This window comes from Escherichia sp. KTE114 (assembly GCF_000407765.1).
GTDB classification, from domain to species: Bacteria; Pseudomonadota; Gammaproteobacteria; order Enterobacterales; family Enterobacteriaceae; genus Escherichia; species Escherichia ruysiae.
Genome location: NZ_KE136626.1, coordinates 1,152,948 through 1,172,176, shown reverse-complemented (window position 1 = coordinate 1,172,176; position 19,229 = coordinate 1,152,948). Strand labels below are relative to the sequence as shown.

The 19,229-nt window shown below is 50.9% G+C and carries 14 protein-coding genes, 1 tRNA gene and 1 pseudogene; 12 read left to right on the top strand and 4 right to left on the bottom strand.

Annotated features, from left to right (window positions below; translation table 11 throughout):
* The first annotated feature begins 18 nt into the window (after window positions 1-18).
* The 6 genes from ilvB (at window position 19) to uhpT (ending at window position 7,096) form a co-directional block, all read left to right on the top strand.
* A complete protein-coding gene (ilvB, locus tag WC5_RS15145) occupies window positions 19-1,707 on the top strand; it encodes an acetolactate synthase large subunit (RefSeq protein ID WP_000168416.1) in 1,689 nt (562 codons plus the stop codon).
* 3 nt (window positions 1,708-1,710) lie between these two features.
* Complete coding sequence (gene ilvN, locus WC5_RS15150; protein ID WP_001181709.1) at window positions 1,711-2,001, top strand: acetolactate synthase small subunit; 291 nt, start codon at window positions 1,711-1,713, stop codon at window positions 1,999-2,001.
* A gap of 73 nt (window positions 2,002-2,074) precedes the next feature.
* Entirely contained in the window at window positions 2,075-2,665 is a 591-nt protein-coding gene (gene uhpA / locus WC5_RS15155; RefSeq protein WP_000633666.1) for a response regulator transcription factor UhpA, read from the top strand.
* Window positions 2,665-4,173, top strand: coding sequence for a signal transduction histidine-protein kinase/phosphatase UhpB (uhpB, locus tag WC5_RS15160; protein ID WP_016231520.1), 1,509 nt, complete (start codon window positions 2,665-2,667; stop codon window positions 4,171-4,173). Before uhpA ends, uhpB begins: the two co-directional genes overlap by 1 nt.
* A gap of 9 nt (window positions 4,174-4,182) precedes the next feature.
* Window positions 4,183-5,502: an MFS transporter family glucose-6-phosphate receptor UhpC gene (uhpC, locus tag WC5_RS15165; protein WP_010350496.1), complete on the top strand. Its 1,320-nt coding sequence runs from the start codon at window positions 4,183-4,185 to the stop codon at window positions 5,500-5,502.
* 202 nt (window positions 5,503-5,704) lie between these two features.
* Window positions 5,705-7,096, top strand: coding sequence for a hexose-6-phosphate:phosphate antiporter UhpT (uhpT, locus tag WC5_RS15170; protein WP_000879190.1), 1,392 nt, complete (start codon window positions 5,705-5,707; stop codon window positions 7,094-7,096).
* 43 nt (window positions 7,097-7,139) lie between these two features.
* Here uhpT and adeD read toward each other — a convergent pair whose 3' ends face one another.
* On the bottom strand, window positions 7,140-8,906 hold the full coding sequence (adeD, locus tag WC5_RS15175; RefSeq protein ID WP_001065764.1) for an adenine deaminase: 1,767 nt from the start codon (window positions 8,904-8,906) through the stop codon (window positions 7,140-7,142).
* Between the two features lie 174 nt (window positions 8,907-9,080).
* On the opposite strand from adeD, the gene adeQ reads away from it, so the two are divergent.
* The 3 genes from adeQ (at window position 9,081) to nepI (ending at window position 12,321) form a co-directional block, all read left to right on the top strand.
* Entirely contained in the window at window positions 9,081-10,415 is a 1,335-nt protein-coding gene (adeQ, locus tag WC5_RS15180) for an adenine permease AdeQ (protein ID WP_016231519.1), read from the top strand.
* A 52-nt stretch (window positions 10,416-10,467) separates the two neighbouring features.
* A complete protein-coding gene (locus WC5_RS15185) occupies window positions 10,468-10,920 on the top strand; it encodes a DUF1198 domain-containing protein (protein WP_010350501.1) in 453 nt (150 codons plus the stop codon).
* Between the two features lie 210 nt (window positions 10,921-11,130).
* Entirely contained in the window at window positions 11,131-12,321 is a 1,191-nt protein-coding gene (gene nepI, locus WC5_RS15190) for a purine ribonucleoside efflux pump NepI (protein WP_001289203.1), read from the top strand.
* A 41-nt stretch (window positions 12,322-12,362) separates the two neighbouring features.
* Here the strand turns inward: nepI and yicS are convergent, their stop codons facing one another.
* On the bottom strand, window positions 12,363-12,656 hold the full coding sequence (gene yicS / locus WC5_RS15195) for a protein YicS (RefSeq protein ID WP_010350505.1): 294 nt from the start codon (window positions 12,654-12,656) through the stop codon (window positions 12,363-12,365).
* A gap of 219 nt (window positions 12,657-12,875) precedes the next feature.
* Between yicS and nlpA the strand changes: the two genes are divergently transcribed.
* The gene (gene nlpA, locus WC5_RS15200; protein ID WP_000779442.1) at window positions 12,876-13,694 is read left to right on the top strand and encodes a lipoprotein NlpA; all 819 of its coding nucleotides are present in this window, start codon (window positions 12,876-12,878) and stop codon (window positions 13,692-13,694) included.
* A 3-nt stretch (window positions 13,695-13,697) separates the two neighbouring features.
* Here the strand turns inward: nlpA and WC5_RS15205 are convergent.
* Window positions 13,698-14,622, bottom strand: a pseudogene (locus WC5_RS15205) (carboxylate/amino acid/amine transporter).
* Between the two features lie 483 nt (window positions 14,623-15,105).
* Here WC5_RS15205 and fliB point away from each other — a divergent pair.
* On the top strand, window positions 15,106-16,323 hold the full coding sequence (fliB, locus tag WC5_RS15210; protein WP_001165571.1) for a flagellin lysine-N-methylase: 1,218 nt from the start codon (window positions 15,106-15,108) through the stop codon (window positions 16,321-16,323).
* A gap of 162 nt (window positions 16,324-16,485) precedes the next feature.
* Here fliB and WC5_RS15215 read toward each other — a convergent pair.
* Window positions 16,486-16,580 (bottom strand) — tRNA-Sec (locus WC5_RS15215).
* A 305-nt stretch (window positions 16,581-16,885) separates the two neighbouring features.
* On the opposite strand from WC5_RS15215, the gene yicI reads away from it, so the two are divergent.
* The gene (yicI, locus tag WC5_RS15220; RefSeq protein WP_000702870.1) at window positions 16,886-19,204 is read left to right on the top strand and encodes an alpha-xylosidase; all 2,319 of its coding nucleotides are present in this window, start codon (window positions 16,886-16,888) and stop codon (window positions 19,202-19,204) included.
* The last annotated feature ends 25 nt before the right edge of the window (window positions 19,205-19,229 follow it).

Below are 19,229 nucleotides of genomic sequence, written 5' to 3'. Positions count from 1 at the left end.
AAAGAAAAGGACTGGAGCATGGCAAGTTCGGGCATAACATCGACACGCAAGCGTTTTACCGGCGTAGAATTTATCGTTCATTTTCTGGAGCAGCAGGGCATTAAGATTGTGACGGGGATACCGGGCGGCTCGATTCTCCCTGTCTATGACGCCTTAAGCCAAAGCACGCAAATCCGCCATATTCTGGCTCGTCACGAACAGGGCGCGGGATTTATCGCCCAGGGGATGGCGCGTACCGACGGCAAACCAGCGGTTTGCATGGCCTGTAGTGGGCCGGGGGCGACTAACCTGGTGACCGCCATTGCCGATGCGCGGCTGGACTCCATCCCGCTGATTTGCATCACCGGTCAGGTTCCGGCCTCGATGATTGGCACCGACGCCTTTCAGGAAGTTGATACCTACGGCATCTCTATCCCCATCACCAAACATAACTATCTGGTCAGGCATATCGAAGAACTCCCGCAGGTCATGAGCGATGCCTTCCGCATTGCGCAATCAGGCCGTCCTGGCCCGGTGTGGATAGACATTCCTAAGGATGTGCAAACAGCGGTTTTTGAGATTGAAGAACAGCCGGCTATGGCAGAAAAAGCCGCCGCACCCGCCTTTAGCGAAGAGAGTATTTGTGATGCGGCAGCGATGATTAACGCTGCCAAACGTCCGATACTTTATCTGGGCGGCGGTGTGATCAACGCACCTGAGCGGGTGCGTGAACTGGCAGAGAAAGCGCAATTGCCCACCACTATGACCTTAATGGCGCTGGGCATGTTGCCAAAAGCGCATCCACTGTCGCTGGGTATGCTGGGGATGCACGGCGTGCGCAGCACCAACTATATCTTGCAGGAGGCGGATCTGCTGATTGTTCTCGGAGCACGTTTTGATGACCGGGCGATTGGCAAAACCGAGGAGTTCTGTCCGAACGCCAAAATCATCCATGTGGATATCGACCGCGCAGAGCTGGGTAAAGTGAAGCAACCGCATGTAGCGATTCAGGCGGATGTCGATGACGTGCTGGCGCAACTGATCCCGCAGGTGGAAGCCCAGCCGCGAGCAGAGTGGCATCAACTGGTGGCTGATTTACAGCGCGAATACCCGTGTCCAATTCCAAAAGCGAGCGATCCGTTAACACATTACGGCCTGATTAATGCCGTTGCCGCCTGCGTGGATGACAACGCGATTATTACCACCGATGTTGGTCAACATCAGATGTGGACGGCGCAGGCTTATCCGCTCAATCGTCCACGTCAGTGGCTGACCTCTGGCGGGCTGGGAACGATGGGCTTTGGTCTGCCTGCGGCGATTGGCGCGGCGCTGGCGAACCCTGATCGCAAAGTGTTGTGTTTTTCCGGTGACGGCAGTCTGATGATGAATATTCAGGAGATGGCCACCGCCAGCGAAAACCAGCTTGATGTCAAAATCATTCTGATGAACAACGAAGCTCTGGGGCTGGTGCATCAGCAACAAAGTCTGTTCTACAAGCAGGGTGTTTTTGCCGCTACCTATCCGGGCAAAATCAATTTTATGCAGATTGCCGCCGGATTCGGCCTCGAAACGTGTGATTTGAATAATGAAGCCGATCCGCAGGCCGCGTTGCAAGAAATTATTAATCGCCCTGGTCCGGCACTGATTCATGTACGGATTGATGCGGAAGAAAAAGTTTACCCGATGGTGCCGCCAGGTGCGGCGAATACTGAAATGGTGGGGGAATAAACCATGCAAAATACAACTCATGACAACGTGATTCTGGAACTCACCGTTCGCAACCATCCTGGTGTAATGACGCATGTTTGTGGGCTTTTTGCCCGCCGCGCCTTTAACGTTGAAGGCATTCTCTGTCTGCCTGTTCAGGACAGCGACAAAAGCCATATCTGGCTACTGGTGAATGATGATCAGCGGCTGGAGCAGATGATAAGCCAGATCGACAAACTGGAAGATGTGGTAAAAGTGCAGCGTAATCAGTCCGACCCGACCATGTTTAACAAGATTGCTGTGTTCTTTCAGTAACCGCTCAAGGCTTGAACAGCGGCGCGCTTATCGTTAAGGTAAGCGCGTTTTTTTTACCCGTCAGGACAAGACCATGATAACCGTTGCCCTTATAGACGATCACCTTATCGTCCGCTCCGGCTTTGCGCAGTTGCTGGGGCTGGAACCTGATTTGCAGGTAGTTGCCGAGTTTGGTTCGGGGCGCGAGGCGCTGGCCGGGTTGCCAGGGCGCGGTGTGCAGGTGTGTATTTGCGACATCTCCATGCCGGATATTTCCGGACTGGAGTTATTAAGCCAGCTTCCAAAAGGTATGGCGACGATTATGCTCTCCGTTCATGACAGTCCGGCGCTGGTTGAACAGGCGCTCAATGCGGGCGCACGCGGCTTTCTCTCCAAACGCTGTAGCCCGGACGAACTGATCGCTGCGGTGCATACCGTTGCCACGGGCGGCTGTTATCTGACGCCAGATATCGCCATTAAACTGGCATCCGGTCGCCAGGATCCGCTGACCAAACGCGAACGTCAGGTGGCGGAAAAGCTGGCGCAAGGGATGGCGGTGAAAGAGATTGCCGCTGAACTGGGCTTGTCGCCGAAAACTGTGCACGTACATCGCGCTAATCTGATGGACAAACTGGGCGTCAGTAACGATGTTGAACTGGCTCGCCGCATGTTTGATGGCTGGTGATGAAGACATTTTTCTCCCGCTTAAATACTGTAATTTCCTGCTTTTTTATCTTCTCTGCCGCATGGTTTTGCCTGTGGAGTATTAGCCTGCATCTGGTTGAACGACCGGATCTGGCGGTATTGCTGTTTCCGTTTGGTCTGCGACTGGGGCTGATGTTGCAATGCCCGCGCGGATACTGGCCCGTGTTGCTGGGCGCGGAATGGCTGCTGATTTACTGGCTGACGCAGGCTGTCGGGTTAACGCATTTTCCGTTATTGATGATCGGTAGTTTATTGACGTTACTGCCCGTGGCGTTGATTTCCCGCTTTCGCCATCAGCGCGACTGGCGCACATTGTTGTTACAGGGGGCTGCGTTTACGGCGGCAGCGTTGTTACAGTCGCTGCCCTGGCTTTGGCACGGGTATGGTAACGAATCGTGGAACGCGCTGTTATTAACCTTAACTGGTGGTCTGACGCTGGCTCCTGTTTGCCTTGTGTTCTGGCACTACCTGGCGAATAACACCTGGCTGCCGCTGGGGCCGTCGCTGGTTTCTCAGCCGATAAACTGGCGCGGGCGGCATCTGATTTGGTACTTGCTGCTGTTTGTTATCAGCCTCTGGCTGCAACTGGGGTTGCCGAACGAACTGTCGCGTTTTACGCCATTCTGCCTGGCGCTGCCGATTATCGCTCTGGCCTGGCACTATGGTTGGCAAGGGGCGCTGATTGCGACGTTGATGAATGCCATTGCGCTGATTGCCAGCCAGACATGGCGCGATCATCCGGTAGATTTATTGCTCTCGCTTCTGGTGCAAAGTTTGACGGGGCTGTTACTTGGCGCAGGTATTCAGCGACTGCGTGAGCTTAACCAGTCGCTACAAAAGGAGCTGGCACGCAATCAGCATCTTGCCGAACGTTTGCTGGAAACCGAAGAGAGCGTGCGCCGCGATGTGGCGCGTGAACTGCACGACGATATCGGTCAGACCATCACTGCCATTCGTACTCAGGCGGGAATTGTTCAGCGGCTGGCGGCAGATAACGCCAGCGTGAAGCAGAGCGGGCAGTTAATCGAACAACTGTCGCTGGGAGTTTACGACGCGGTGCGCCGCTTGTTAGGGCGGTTACGTCCGCGCCAGTTGGATGATCTCACCCTGGAGCAGGCTATCCGTTCACTGATGCGAGAAATGGAGCTGGAAGGTCGCGGCATTGTCAGTCATCTCGAATGGCGGATAGATGAATCAGCATTAAGTGAAAACCAGCGTGTGACGCTGTTTCGAGTCTGCCAGGAAGGGCTGAACAATATTGTGAAACATGCCGATGCCAGTGCGGTCACGCTGCAAGGCTGGCAGCAGGATGAGCGATTGATGCTGGTGATTGACGACGATGGTAGCGGTTTGCCGCCAGATTCAGGTCAACACGGTTTTGGTCTCACTGGAATGCGCGAGCGCGTAACGGCGTTGGGCGGCACCTTGACCATATCTTGTCTGCACGGCACGCGCGTCAGTGTCTCTCTACCCCAACGTTATGTGTAAGGCTTGATGATGTTGCAGTTCCTGAAAGCGCCTGCCGACGCGCCGCTGATAAGCGATAAACGTGAAATTGATGCCCGCTATCGCTACTGGCGTCGGCATATTTTGCTGACAATCTGGTTGGGCTATGCGCTGTTTTATTTCACGCGTAAGAGTTTTAACGCCGCGATGCCGGAAATCCTCGCCACTGGCGTGCTAAGTCGTAGCGATATCGGCCTGTTAGCAACCCTGTTTTACATCACCTACGGCTTGTCGAAGTTTGTTTCCGGCATTGTCAGCGACCGCTCAAATGCGCGTTATTTTATGGGGATGGGGCTTATTGCGACTGGCATCATCAACATTCTGTTTGGATTTTCCACTTCGCTATGGGCGTTTGCCGTGCTCTGGGTGTTGAACGCTTTTTTCCAGGGCTGGGGTTCGCCAGTTTGTGCGCGGCTGTTAACCGCCTGGTATTCACGTACCGAGCGCGGCGGTTGGTGGGCGTTATGGAACACGGCGCACAACGTTGGCGGCGCGTTAATCCCTATTGTGATGGCGGCAGTCGCGCTGCATTACAGTTGGCGTATCGGGATGATGGTTGCCGGCTGTATGGCGATAGTTGTGGGGATTTTTCTCTGCTGGCGATTGCGCGATCGCCCGCAGGCATTAGGTTTACCGGCGGTCGGCGAATGGCGGCACGACGCGCTGGAGGTTGCCCAGCAGCAGGAAGGAGCAGGGCTGACGCGTAAAGAGATCCTCACCAAATATGTGTTGCTGAATCCGTATATCTGGTTGCTTTCGTTCTGCTACGTGCTGGTCTACGTGGTTCGCGCAGCGATCAACGACTGGGGCAACTTGTACATGTCCGAGACGCTTGGCGTCGATCTGGTCACGGCGAATACAGCAGTGACGATGTTTGAACTGGGCGGATTTATCGGTGCGCTGGTTGCCGGTTGGGGTTCGGACAAACTATTTAATGGTAATCGTGGGCCGATGAATTTGATTTTCGCCGCCGGGATTTTGCTTTCAGTCGGCTCGCTGTGGCTGATGCCTTTTGCCAGCTACGTGATGCAGGCGACTTGCTTCTTCACCATTGGTTTTTTTGTTTTTGGCCCACAGATGTTAATCGGTATGGCGGCGGCAGAGTGTTCCCACAAAGAAGCGGCAGGGGCGGCGACGGGGTTTGTCGGCTTGTTTGCTTACCTGGGAGCGTCGCTTGCTGGTTGGCCACTGGCGAAAGTGCTCGATACCTGGCACTGGAGTGGTTTTTTTGTGGTTATCTCTATTGCCGCCGGGATTTCGGCCTTGCTATTACTGCCCTTTTTGAATGCTCAGGCACCCCGCGAAGCGTGATACATCTCACCTTTTTACCTCATATCCGGCAAAACTAAGAAATTTTCCAGGTTTTGCCTGGACACTATCTCAGGCCTGATTGGCTGCTGATTTTTACAATGCCATCATTCATTAATTCTTTCCCCAATTAATTCAAGTTGCAGGAATACATGCAGCTAAAGCACCTGCGGCTTGAAGAATGATGGGAAATCAGGAGTAACCCATGCTGGCTTTCCTCAACCAGGTTCGCAAGCCGACTCTGGATCTTCCGCTCGAAGTGCGGCGCAAAATGTGGTTCAAACCGTTCATGCAATCCTACCTGGTGGTCTTTATTGGCTACCTGACGATGTATCTGATTCGCAAGAACTTTAACATTGCACAGAACGACATGATCTCCACTTACGGGTTGAGCATGACGCAGCTGGGGATGATTGGCCTGGGCTTCTCCATCACTTACGGCGTGGGTAAAACACTGGTTTCCTACTACGCCGACGGCAAAAACACCAAACAGTTCCTGCCGTTTATGCTGATCCTCTCCGCCATTTGTATGCTGGGCTTCAGCGCCAGCATGGGCAGCGGCTCGGTTAGCCTGTTCCTGATGATTGCCTTCTACGCCTTAAGCGGCTTTTTCCAGAGTACCGGCGGCTCATGCAGTTACTCCACCATCACCAAATGGACGCCACGTCGTAAGCGCGGGACGTTCCTCGGTTTCTGGAACATTTCCCACAACCTCGGTGGCGCGGGCGCGGCGGGTGTGGCGCTGTTCGGTGCAAATTACCTGTTCGACGGTCATGTGATCGGCATGTTTATCTTTCCGTCGATTATCGCGCTGATTGTCGGTTTTATCGGCCTGCGTTACGGCAGTGACTCCCCTGAAGCTTATGGCCTCGGTAAAGCCGAAGAACTGTTTGGTGAAGAGATCAGCGAAGAGGACAAAGAGACTGAGTCCACGGATATGACCAAGTGGCAGATCTTTGTTGAGTATGTGCTGAAAAACAAAGTGATCTGGCTGCTGTGCTTCGCCAACATCTTCCTGTACGTGGTACGTATTGGTATCGACCAGTGGTCAACCGTGTACGCGTTCCAGGAACTGAAACTCTCTAAAGCGGTGGCGATTCAGGGCTTTACGCTGTTTGAAGCAGGCGCACTGGTCGGTACGTTGCTGTGGGGCTGGCTCTCTGACCTGGCGAACGGCCGCCGTGGCCTGGTCGCCTGCATCGCGCTGGCGCTGATTATCGCGACACTCGGTGTGTATCAGCACGCCAGCAATCAATATATCTACCTGGCTTCTCTCTTTGCATTAGGTTTCCTGGTATTTGGTCCGCAACTGTTGATTGGCGTGGCGGCTGTTGGCTTTGTACCGAAAAAAGCGATCGGCGCAGCCGACGGGATTAAAGGCACCTTCGCCTACCTGATTGGTGACAGCTTTGCCAAGCTAGGTCTGGGGATGATTGCCGATGGTACTCCGGTATTCGGCCTCACCGGCTGGGCTGGAACCTTCGCCGCGCTGGATATCGCCGCAATTGGCTGTATCTGCCTGATGGCGATAGTCGCGGTAATGGAAGAACGCAAAATCCGCCGCGAGAAAAAAATTCAGCAGTTGACAGTGGCATAAACGTAACTGGTGACTTTTGCCCGGCATGACGCCGGGCATTTTTTTATTCTGCAATTTCCAGCGTAGTGAAGGCAAACTTCTCGCCATCAAACAAGCCCTGGCTGGTCAGTTTCAACGCGGGGATCACTGGCAGGGAAAGAAACGCCATCTGAATAAACGGTTCATCCGGTAACGGACCACATTCGCGGGCGGCGACTTTCAGGGCGTCAATTTGTTCCGCCAGAGACTGCGCCGTGTCGGTGCTCATCAGCCCGGCAATAGGCAACGGTAGATGGCTCTGCACCTGACCGTCACGAACAACACACAGCCCGCCGCCATCCTGAATCACCTGATTTACCGCCAGCGCCATCTCTTCTGCGCTGCGACCGATCACCACAATATTATGGCTGTCATGGCTGACCGTCGCAGCCAGCGCGCCTTCATTCAAACCAAAGCCGCCGAGCAAGCCACAGGCCGGAGCCAGCCGTTGCCCGTAACGCTCAAGTACGGCAATAAAGCACACATCATCGCGATCAAAACCGTTTTCACTGTAAACACTGGAGCGGGAGTGCGTAATCAGCTCATTATGGATAACGTCAATGACCCGATAGCGTTTTCCAGGGGTAAATTGCAGGGCAAAGTCGCTGGCGGAAACCGGCTGGCGAGCAATAGTATTGCCATACGGTGGGGCGGATTGCGCCAGTCTCGCCGACTCTTGTGCTTGCAAGGTTTGCGCGTCAATCGGTTCGCCTTTCACCAGTACCTGCTGCACCGTGACCTTTCGCGCATCACTTAACAGGACGATATCGGCCTGCTTGCCGGGCGCCAGTAAACCGAGATGATTAAGACCAAAATGGCGTGCTGTTGACCAACTGGCTACGCGATATGCCACATGCAGCGGCACATTGTGCTGTTCGATCAGGCGGCGGATTAAGGCATCGATATGCCCTTCATGGGCGATTTCCCACGGGTTACGGTCATCGGTACAGAGCATACATTGTGGGCTATTAAATTCGTTGATTAACGGAGCCAGCGCGTTGAGGTTGCGGGCAGCGGACCCTTCACGGATCATCAACGACATGCCGAGTTGTAATTTCCGACGGCCTTCTTCCAGCAAATAGCTCTCATGGCAGTTTTCAATACCGGCAGCAATATAGGCGTTAAGCTCTTTACCGCCTAAACCGGGGCAGTGACCGTCCAGCGTCAGATGACGAAATGCGTCCAGTTTATCGAGCAGCGCATCCTGCCCGCTAATTACGCCTGGGTAGTCCATCATCTCCGCGAGGCCAGTAACCTGCGGGTGATCTCGCCAGGCGAGCATCTGTTCGAGGGTAAAACTGGCGCCGTTTACATCGCAGCCTTCCAGTGCGGGTACGCAAGAGCTGACTTGCAAATACTGATTCTGCTTTGCCTGTTCAGCGCAGCGGGCAAACCAGGCGAATCCGGCTTCGCCCATGACATTGACGATTTCATGGGGATCGCAAATAACAGTTGTCAGGCCGCGTGGCAGGGTGGCTGTTTCAAAGGTGACCGGCGTCATCATGCTGGATTCAATATGCAGGTGAGCATCAATAAATCCTGGTACTGCCGTTGCGCCGTTAGCATCAATTCGGTGTAAAGCCGGAGCGTTGACGTATTCTGCGCCAACACCAGCAATGTAACGTCCTTTAATCACAATCGGGCCGGAAATTTCTCCGCCATTGATCAGATCCAGAATAGAGACATTATCAATAATATAATCGGCAACGGCTTCGCCACGGGAAACGGCTAACAATTCCTGGTATTCGCTCCGACTAATGTAATGAAATTTATGGCTAATAGAATTATTCATGTTTTTCTCATTTTGATTTTATCAAATTGATTATTATTTATCATAAAGAAACGTCGCGAGATTATTAAAGAATATCCATTAATGTGCAATTGAAATGTGATAATTATCACTGAACCAGTGTTGTCATTTGTTTTACAAAAGCAAGGATTTAAAATTCCTTCAATGGACAAAAAAATGAATAATGACAATACCGATTACGTGAGTAATGAATCAGGGACGCTTTCGCGATTATTTAAACTTCCTCAACATGGAACCACCGTCCGCACAGAATTGATTGCGGGGATGACCACTTTTTTAACCATGGTGTACATCGTTTTTGTTAACCCGCAAATCCTTGGCGCGGCACAAATGGATCCGAAAGTGGTATTTGTCACCACCTGTTTAATTGCCGGTATTGGCAGCATTGCGATGGGGATATTTGCTAACTTACCCGTGGCGCTGGCACCGGCAATGGGGCTGAACGCCTTCTTCGCATTCGTGGTCGTGGGGGCGATGGGGATCTCCTGGCAGACCGGGATGGGAGCCATATTTTGGGGCGCAATCGGACTGTTTTTGCTCACGCTTTTTCGTATCCGTTACTGGATGATTTCCAACATTCCGTTAAGTTTACGTATTGGTATCACCAGTGGGATCGGGTTATTTATTGCCTTGATGGGATTAAAAAATACCGGTGTTATTGTCGCCAATAAAGATACGCTGGTTATGATTGGCGATTTAAGTTCTCACGGCGTGTTGTTAGGTATTTTAGGTTTTTTTATTATAACCGTGTTGTCATCACGTAATTTTCATGCGGCGGTGTTGGTTTCTATAGTTGTTACTTCCTGCTGTGGATTATTTTTCGGTGATGTTCATTTTAGCGGCATCTATTCCATTCCACCCGATATTAGCGGTGTCATTGGTGAAGTCGATTTGAGCGGCGCGTTGTCGCTTGAACTTGCCAGTATCATTTTCTCCTTTATGCTGATCAACTTATTTGATTCATCAGGAACATTAATTGGTGTAACTGATAAAGCTGGCTTAATAGATAGTAACGGTAAATTCCCCAATATGAATAAGGCGCTGTATGTCGATAGCGTCAGTTCGGTGGCGGGTGCGTTTATCGGCACCTCGTCTGTTACCGCCTATATTGAAAGTACTTCAGGTGTGGCGGTCGGTGGCCGCACGGGGCTGACTGCGGTTGTGGTCGGCGTTATGTTCCTGTTGGTTATGTTCTTCTCACCGCTGGTGGCAATGGTTCCCCCCTATGCGACTGCCGGGGCGCTCATCTTCGTGGGCGTGTTAATGACCTCAAGTCTGGCGCGCGTTAACTGGGATGATTTTACCGAATCGGTGCCCGCATTTATTACTACTGTGATGATGCCCTTTACTTTCTCGATCACCGAAGGTATCGCGCTGGGCTTTATGTCGTACTGCATTATGAAAGTCTGTACCGGGCGCTGGCGTGATCTGAACCTGTGTGTGGTGGTTGTAGCGGCGCTGTTTGCGCTGAAAATCATCCTGGTGGATTAGTATCTGATAAGTGTTTCCAGATATCATGAGTGTCAGTTACGCAGGAGAACTCATGATCTGGATAATGCTCGCTACGCTGGCGGTGGTGTTTGTGGTTGGTTTTCGGGTGCTGACATCCGGAGCCAGAAAGGCGATTCGCCGCCTGAGCGATCGGCTGAATATTGATGTCGTACCCATCGAATCGATGGTCGATCAGATGGGAAAGTCAGCGGGTGACGAATTTTTACGTTATCTGCATCGCCCGGATGAGTCGCACCTGCAAAATGCTGCGCAGGTGTTGCTCATCTGGCAAATTGTCATTGTCGATGGCAGCGAACAGAATCTGTTGCAATGGCATCGGATTTTACAAAAAGCCCGCCTCGCAGCTCCCATTACCGACGCTCAGGTCAGGCTGGCGCTGGGTTTTCTGCACGAAACCGAACCTGAAATGCAGGATATTAATGCTTTTCAGATGCGCTATAACGCATTCTTTCAGCCTGCCGAGGGCGTTCACTGGCTGCATTAAAACCGCTTCGTCTTATCAGCCTACAGACCGCGCCTGACCTGTAGGGGGGATAAGGCGTTCATGCCGCATTCGGTAATCTTTGCCCTGTTCCGTTTCGATCTTAACTCCAGCTCAAGCAACACCGTAAAAGTTGCAAAAACGTTAAATGCGTCACACATTTCAATGCTAAACTGACCGGCTTTTCCCCTGAAACATGCCACGGGTAACACCATGAGTGAACATATCGAAGAAAACTGTGGCGCGGATGCCATCACCCGACCGAACTGGTCAGCCGTTTTCTCGGTGGCGTTTTGCGTCGCCTGCCTGATTATCGTTGAGTTTTTGCCTGTTAGTTTGCTGACGCCGATGGCGCAGGATTTAGGGATTTCGGAAGGGCTTGCCGGGCAATCGGTGACTGTGACCGCCATTGTGGCGATGTTTGCCAGTTTGTTTATTACCCAGACAATTCAGTCCACCGACCGCCGCTACGTTGTCATTCTGTTCGCCGTCTTGCTGACGCTCTCTTGCTTGCTGGTTTCCTTTGCCAGCTCGTTCAGAATGTTATTAATCGGTCGAGCCTGTCTCGGGCTGGCGCTGGGCGGATTCTGGGCGATGTCAGCGTCGCTGACCATGCGTCTGGTGCCGCCTCGTACGGTGCCGAAGGCGCTGTCGGTGATCTTCGGCGCGGTTTCTATTGCGCTGGTGATTGCCGCGCCGTTAGGCAGCTTTTTAGGCGAGCTTATCGGCTGGCGCAATGTCTTTAATGCGGCAGCGGTGATGGGCGTGCTGTGTATTATCTGGATTATCAAATCATTGCCTTCGCTACCTGGCGAACCGTCACATCAGAAGCAAAATACCTTCCGCCTGTTGCAGCGTCCGGGGGTGATGGCCGGGATGATTGCTATCTTTATGTCCTTTGCGGGGCAGTTCGCTTTCTTCACGTATATTCGTCCTGTGTATATGAATCTGGCGGGATTCGGCGTGGATGGCTTAACACTGGTACTGCTGAGTTTTGGTATCGCCAGTTTTGTCGGTACGTCGCTTTCGTCGATCATTCTTAAACGTTCAGTAAAACTGGCCTTAGCGGGAGCACCGTTAGTGCTTGCTCTTAGTGCGCTGGTACTGACGTTGTGGGGAAGCGATAAAATTGTTGCTACCGGTGTGGCGATTATCTGGGGGCTGACCTTTGCTTTAATTCCCGTGGGCTGGTCAACGTGGATCACCCGCTCATTAGCCGACCAGGCAGAAAAGGCGGGATCTATTCAGGTGGCTGTTATTCAGCTTGCCAATACCTGCGGCGCGGCAATTGGCGGTTATGCACTGGATAACATTGGCCTGACTTCGCCGTTAATATTGTCCGGCACGTTGATGTTGCTTACCGCGCTGTTGGTTACTGCAAAGGTGAAAATGAAGAAATCCTGATATCAGGTTAAAGAAGTGTTGGTCAGTGGCTGTTGCCGCTCTTACATATCCGGGCATTCTACCCTGCCCAACGCTTCCCAGTAGTTACTCTGATTATTACGCTCCATCGCCACGATGGCTTCGCGTATGTGTTGTTTATTGCTTTCATCAGACAACATTAACTTTTCCCACGCTTCATCTGATAACGATGCCTGCGGGGTACAAATTTTTCGCAAATCCTGTAATACCGTATTTTTCTCTTTCGCCGATTGTAACGAGCTAAAAGGCGACTCGGCATACACGATACCCGGCATCGCGAAAACAGCGAAAATAAGAAGCAGCGTCGTTGGTTTCATGAGTTCTACCTTTTTACAAATGGCATCGAATGAAGCATAAGTGTAGTTTGTTTTCATCGCTCTAATCATGCTGTACGAAACGCGTTTTTGTATTCAGTAAGAAGTGCCAGACCTTATATTCCTCTTTTATTCCTTTTTCTTCTTATCGATAGCATTTCGTTTTTTAACCGCAGCGACCTTACCGCTATAGTCAGGTAATCATTAATAAAAGGATAAAAAATGAAACTGACAACACATCATCTACGAACAGGAGTAGCGTTATTACTGGCAGGAATACTACTGGCAGGCTGCGACCAGCAAAGTAGCGATACAAAACACATTAAAGTTGGGGTCATAAACGGTGCCGAACAGGATGTGGCGGAAGTCGCTAAAAAAGTGGCTAAAGAGAAGTATGGCCTTGAGGTTGAACTGATTGGATTTAGTGGTTCATTGCTGCCGAACGATGCAACAAATCATGGTGAACTGGATGCCAATGTATTCCAGCATCGCCCTTTCCTTGAACAGGATAATCAGGCGCACGGTTATAAACTGGTGGCGGTGGGGAATACCTTTGTCTTCCCCATGGCGGGCTATTCGAAAAAAATCAAAACGGTAGATCAGCTAGAAGATGGGGCGACAGTGGCGATTCCGAATGATCCGACCAACCTTGGGCGGGCGCTGTTACTGTTGCAAAAAGAGAAACTGATTACGTTGCAAGAGGGGAAAGGTTTACTGCCAACGGCGTTGGATATTACCGATAACCCGCGTCATTTACAGATTATGGAACTGGAAGGGGCACAGTTGCCGCGCGTACTGGACGACCCGAAAGTGGATGTGGCGATTATCAGCACGACTTATATTCAGCAAACCGGGCTTTCCCCGGTGCATGACAGCGTATTTATTGAAGATAAAAATTCGCCGTATGTGAACATTCTGGTAGCGCGGGAAGATAACAAGGATGCAGAAAACGTGAAGGAATTTTTGCAATCTTATCAATCACCGGAAGTTGCTAAAGCGGCAGAAACTATCTTTAACGGTGGCGCGGTGCCGGGCTGGTAATTATCAACCGCGCCGCGCCGGACGATTACATTTTTCTGGCGCGGCGGCGGGAATCCATTGAAATCAAAATCACCGATGACAGAATCAGCAGCGTTCCCAGCCAGTCAGGTAATGTGAAAGTGATCCCCAGCAGCAGTAAAGAGAGCAGCGCGCTACTTAATGGTTCTGCACAGCTCAAAATGCTGGCTTTTGGCCCGCCAATTAACTGTGCGCCTTTCAGATACAGACTAAAAGTCAGCGAAGTTCCGATTACCACCAGATAGAAAAACGCCAGAATCAGGCTGCCATTAACCACGAAATTTGTTCCTTGTCCGGCATAAAAGGGCAGCAGGATCAGACCACCAATGAGCATACTCCAGCCGACCACGGGCAGCGTGCCGTAACGGGCAATGAGCGTTGAGGGGTATGTCGTATAGAATGCGGCAGCAAATGCCGAGGCGATACCCCAGAATAACGCAGCAGGAGAGATCGATAATGACGTCGGATTACCGTGTGTCACCAATAAAAACGTACCAATCAGCGATGTCAGAATGGCGCAAAAAACCAGGATGCCGGGGCGTGATTTACGTACCAGTGAGAACCATGCCACGATAATCGTTGGTGATAAAAATTGCAGCACCGTTGCTGTAGCGGCATTGGATTTTTCAATTGTCAGTAAGAAAGTCAGCTGGACGGTCAGTGCGCCAACAACGGAAAAAATCAGCAGGCTGATGGCATCTTTATGATTTTTAATGATTGAGAAGACTTTATCGCCGTGGACAAAGGAGAGCGTTAGCAGAATAAAACCGGCAAATATCAGTCGCGTCATGGTAAGAAACTGCGATGACATCTGGCTTTGCTCCATGATGTATTGTGCGCAGACACCTGAACTTCCCCACAATACGGCGGCAATTAGAACGTTCAGCATCCCCTTTCTGGTGGAACCCATTTTTCCCTCTGCATACGGTTTTGTTGTTTATGTATGCAGGCATGATAGCAAAAATGGCAAGGATGGCTCTGTTCATATAAAGCATATTTATGTTGCCTTTCAGCAATAGTTACGCATCTTTATCAATAACAGGCAGGTCGTTGATACGTCTGACATTATTATCGCCAGCCAGAAGCAGTCTAAAAATAAAATCGACCGTGAGGCTTTTATATTATTCTCGTCGGAACCATGAATATTCTTCTCATAAGTATTCTTCATGGTTTGCGTAGGTCGTTATTCAAAAGCATCGAAATTTCTTATCACGTCGCAATGAAATATTTTGCATTAGCGTCGCTGACAAATAGCGTGGGTAATTTGATGAGGTCGAGCATTATTCTTTATCTTTATGAAACGCGTGAAATGCTTATTAAACCGTCATGTTATGGCGTTATCATTTTTTTCTGACAACATGCTACTGTTCGCTTTTTAAACGCGAAGAATGTTATGCAAATCCATAAAGTGATCAAACCCGAGTTTGTGAAGAAGTTTTCCTGTGTCGGTCCTGACTGCCTGATTTCCTGTTGTCAGGGATGGCAAATAGATATCGACAAGAAAACTCATCATGATTACCTCAACGCACACCATCCGGAAATCTCCAGCCTGGCGAAAGAGAATTTGATGCTGGTGCGAAAAGGTAAACAAAGATATTCGAGAATTAAGCTGGACGCGCAGGGGCAGTGTCCGTTTCTCGACGAAAATAAACTCTGCCTGGTTCATCGCGAGCTGGGAGGCAACGCGCTTTCAGTTACCTGTTCTACTTATCCACGTTGTAAAAAGCACTACGCGGATACAACTCGTTATTCGATGACGCTTTCATGTCCAGAAGTAGCCCGGCTGGTATTGTTCGATGCCGACAGCATGTTAGTGCATGAACAAGATGAGCTGCTGGCGAAGGCGAAAAACAATATCATCGCCCGGCAGCAGCCGGTTAATCAGATCCAACAGATTGTGCATCTCTTTGCCTGGCACCTTCTACAGGCGCCATCGTTGAACGTTGAAGAGAACCTGATGGCGCTGGCACAGTTTATGGTTTACCTGCAGCACATTGAGTTCGATCTGCATCGCCATTTTGCGCAGGCCGAACAGTATCATCAGGAACTATTAAGCGAGCTGGCGGCAGGTATAAGTTTGATTCATCGTTCAACGTCAACGGAGTCGGTTGGATTGAAGGTGCGCGCGCTGTCGGCATTGGGTTCACTTATCGCGAATGAAGGCGCCAGGGATAACATTATCGCTGGGGTGCATCGGAAGATGGCGGCGTATTTAAACATTACAGCCAGCACGGATAAGCAGGATCTGGTCGACAAGTTTGCAGTTCTGGATAAGCAATGGCAGCAACTTTGCCAGGATTCTATCCTTAGCGCCCCGCATGTATTGCGCAATTTACTGACCTACAAAATTTACCACTGTCATTTTCCGGATGCTGATTTCTCAACGATCATGCGCCAGGTTTACCGTTTAATCCTCGATTATTTCTATATTAAGCATTTGTTGAGTGTGACATCGCTGGAAGTAACTCCTGATGAGGCAACGGTGTTAAAGATTGTGGCGAGCCTTGCCGAGAAAACCTTGCATTCGCCAATTATCAATCAGCGGATGGATAAAGCGATTGACATGATCAATGCCGGGGACGATCTCTCCTGCCTGCTGTTGATTTGTTAAATTCGCCTGCCGGAGACTGGGTTAAGTCTTTGTCTGACATGTCGCCGCCATTGCAATAAATGTTAAGAAAGAACTCGGTTAAGCCGATTGAATCATGAACAGAAGAAAATGTCTGGTTTTAATCGTATTACAAGGGATTGGTGAACGTCAGTAGAGGCATTTTGGCGGAAGATCACAGGAGTCGAACCTGCCCGGGACCGCTGGCGGCCCCAACTGGATTTGAAGTCCAGCCGCCTCACCGGAGACGACGATCTTCCGCGCCTCGATTGCTACATGGAGGCGGGGCGCATTATAGCTACTTCCTCGCCTTATCACATCCCCCATCACACTTTTTTCCGTATCGTTTCGTCTTGCCATGATCCCTTTCACAGAAACCTTCAGCAAATCCATAAGTTACATTTTGGCGCTACCGCGATCACAGAAAACAAGAAACGTAAGTTGATAACAAAAAATAGCAATATCCGCACTCTTAAGGATGGTTTACTTTCGGGCTGTCTGACTGGCGCCTTCTTCACTTGTCATGCTTGCGGTAACAAAAATTTCAGAACGAAAGGAACGGATTATGAAAATCAGCGATGGAAACTGGCTTATTCAACCTGGTCTTAATTTGATTCACCCCATCCAGGTTTTTGATGTTGAGCAGCGGGGAAAGGAGATGGTGGTTTATGCCGCGCCGCGTGATGTGCGGGAGCGTACCTGGCAGTTGGATACGCCACTGTTTACGCTGCGCTTTTTTTCACCTCAGGAAGGTGTGGTTGGCGTGCGGATTGAGCATTTTCAAGGGGCGCGGGATAACGGTCCGCACTACCCGCTTAATGTGTTGCATGATGTTCCCGTGGAGATGCAAAACACGGTTGAATATGCCGAGCTGAAGAGCGGTAATTTGAGTGTTCGCGTTACCAAAGGAGAATTCTGGTCGCTCGATTTTCTGCGTAATGGCGTGCGTATTACCGGTAGCCAGTTGAAAAATAACGGCTATGTGCAGGATACCAATACCCATCGTAACTACATGTTTGAGCGCCTGGATCTCGGTGTTGGTGAAACCGTTTACGGTCTGGGGGAACGCTTCACCGCGCTGGTGCGTAACGGTCAGACGGTGGAAACCTGGAACCGTGACGGCGGCACCAGCACCGAACAGGCGTACAAAAATATTCCGTTCTACATGACTAATCGTGGCTACGGCGTACTGGTCAATCATCCGCAGTGCGTCTCGTTTGAAGTGGGAGCGGAGAAAGTCTCCAAAGTGCAGTTCAGCGTCGAGGGTGAATATCTCGAATACTTTGTTATCGATGGCCCGACGCCGAAAGCGGTGCTCGATCGTTATACCCGTTTTACCGGGCGTCCGGCACTGCCGCCAGCATGGTCCTTTGGTTTGTGGTTAACGACTTCATTTACCACTAATTATGACGAAGCTACGGTAAACAGCTTTATCGACGGCATGGCGGAACGTAATCTGCCGCTACATGTTTTCCACTTCGACTGTTTCTGGATGAAAGCCTTCCAGTGGTGCGATTTTGAGTGGGATCCGGTCACTTTCCCTGACCCGGAAGGGATGATTCGCCGCCTGAAAGCGAAAGGGCTGAAAATCTGCGTCTGGATTAACCCTTATATAGGGCAAAAATCGCCGGTATTTAAAGAGTTGCAAGAGAAAGGATATTTACTCAAACGCCCGGACGGCTCGTTATGGCAATGGGATAAATGGCAGCCAGGCCTGGCGATTTATGATTTTACCAACCCAGATGCCTGCAAATGGTACGCCGATAAACTGAAAGGCCTGGTAGCGATGGGCGTCGATTGCTTTAAGACCGACTTTGGCGAACGTATTCCAACAGACGTTCAGTGGTTTGACGGTTCCGATCCGCAGAAAATGCATAATCATTATGCGTACATCTACAACGAACTGGTATGGAACGTCCTGAAAGACACTGTCGGTGAGGAAGAGGCCGTCCTGTTTGCCCGTTCCGCTTCTGTGGGCGCACAGCAATTTCCCGTGCACTGGGGCGGAGACTGCTACGCCAATTACGAATCGATGGCGGAAAGCCTGCGCGGCGGGTTATCTATTGGCCTTTCCGGTTTTGGTTTCTGGAGCCACGATATCGGTGGCTTTGAGAATACCGCTCCGGCACACGTTTACAAACGCTGGTGCGCATTTGGTTTGCTCTCCAGCCATAGCCGTTTGCATGGCAGCAAATCTTATCGTGTGCCGTGGGCCTATGATGATGAATCCTGCGATGTCGTGCGCCATTTCACACAGCTTAAATGCCGCATGATGCCGTATCTGTACCGCGAAGCCGCTCGTGCTAACGCGCTGGGTACGCCGATGATGCGCGCAATGGTGATGGAGTTCCCGGACGATCCAGCCTGTGATTATCTTGACCGTCAATATATGTTGGGCGACAGCGTGATGGTTGCGCCAGTGTTCTCTGAAGCGGGCGATGTACAGTTTTACCTGCCAGAAGGTCGCTGGACGCATCTGTGGCATAACGATGAAACAGAAGGCAGCCGTTGGCATAAACAGCAGCATGATTTTCTTAGTTTGCCGGTTTACGTGCGTGACAACACCTTACTGGCGCTGGGGAACAATGATCAACGCCCCGACTACGCGTGGCATGAAGGCACGGCTTTCCAGCTTTTTAATCTGCAAGACGGGCGTGAAGCTGTCTGTGAAGTGCCCGCCGCCGACGGTTCGGTGATCTTCACCCTGAAAGCGGCGCGTACTGAAAATACGATTATCGTGACAGGCGCGGGCGAGGCGAAGAACTGGACACTATGCTTGCGTAATATTGCGAAAGTAAATGGTTTGCAAGGCGGTTCGCAGACCGAAACTGAGTTGGGTGTGGTGGTGTCGCCAGTGGGTAACTCACTGACAATTATGCTGTAATTTGTTGAAAAAATGCCGGGTACGG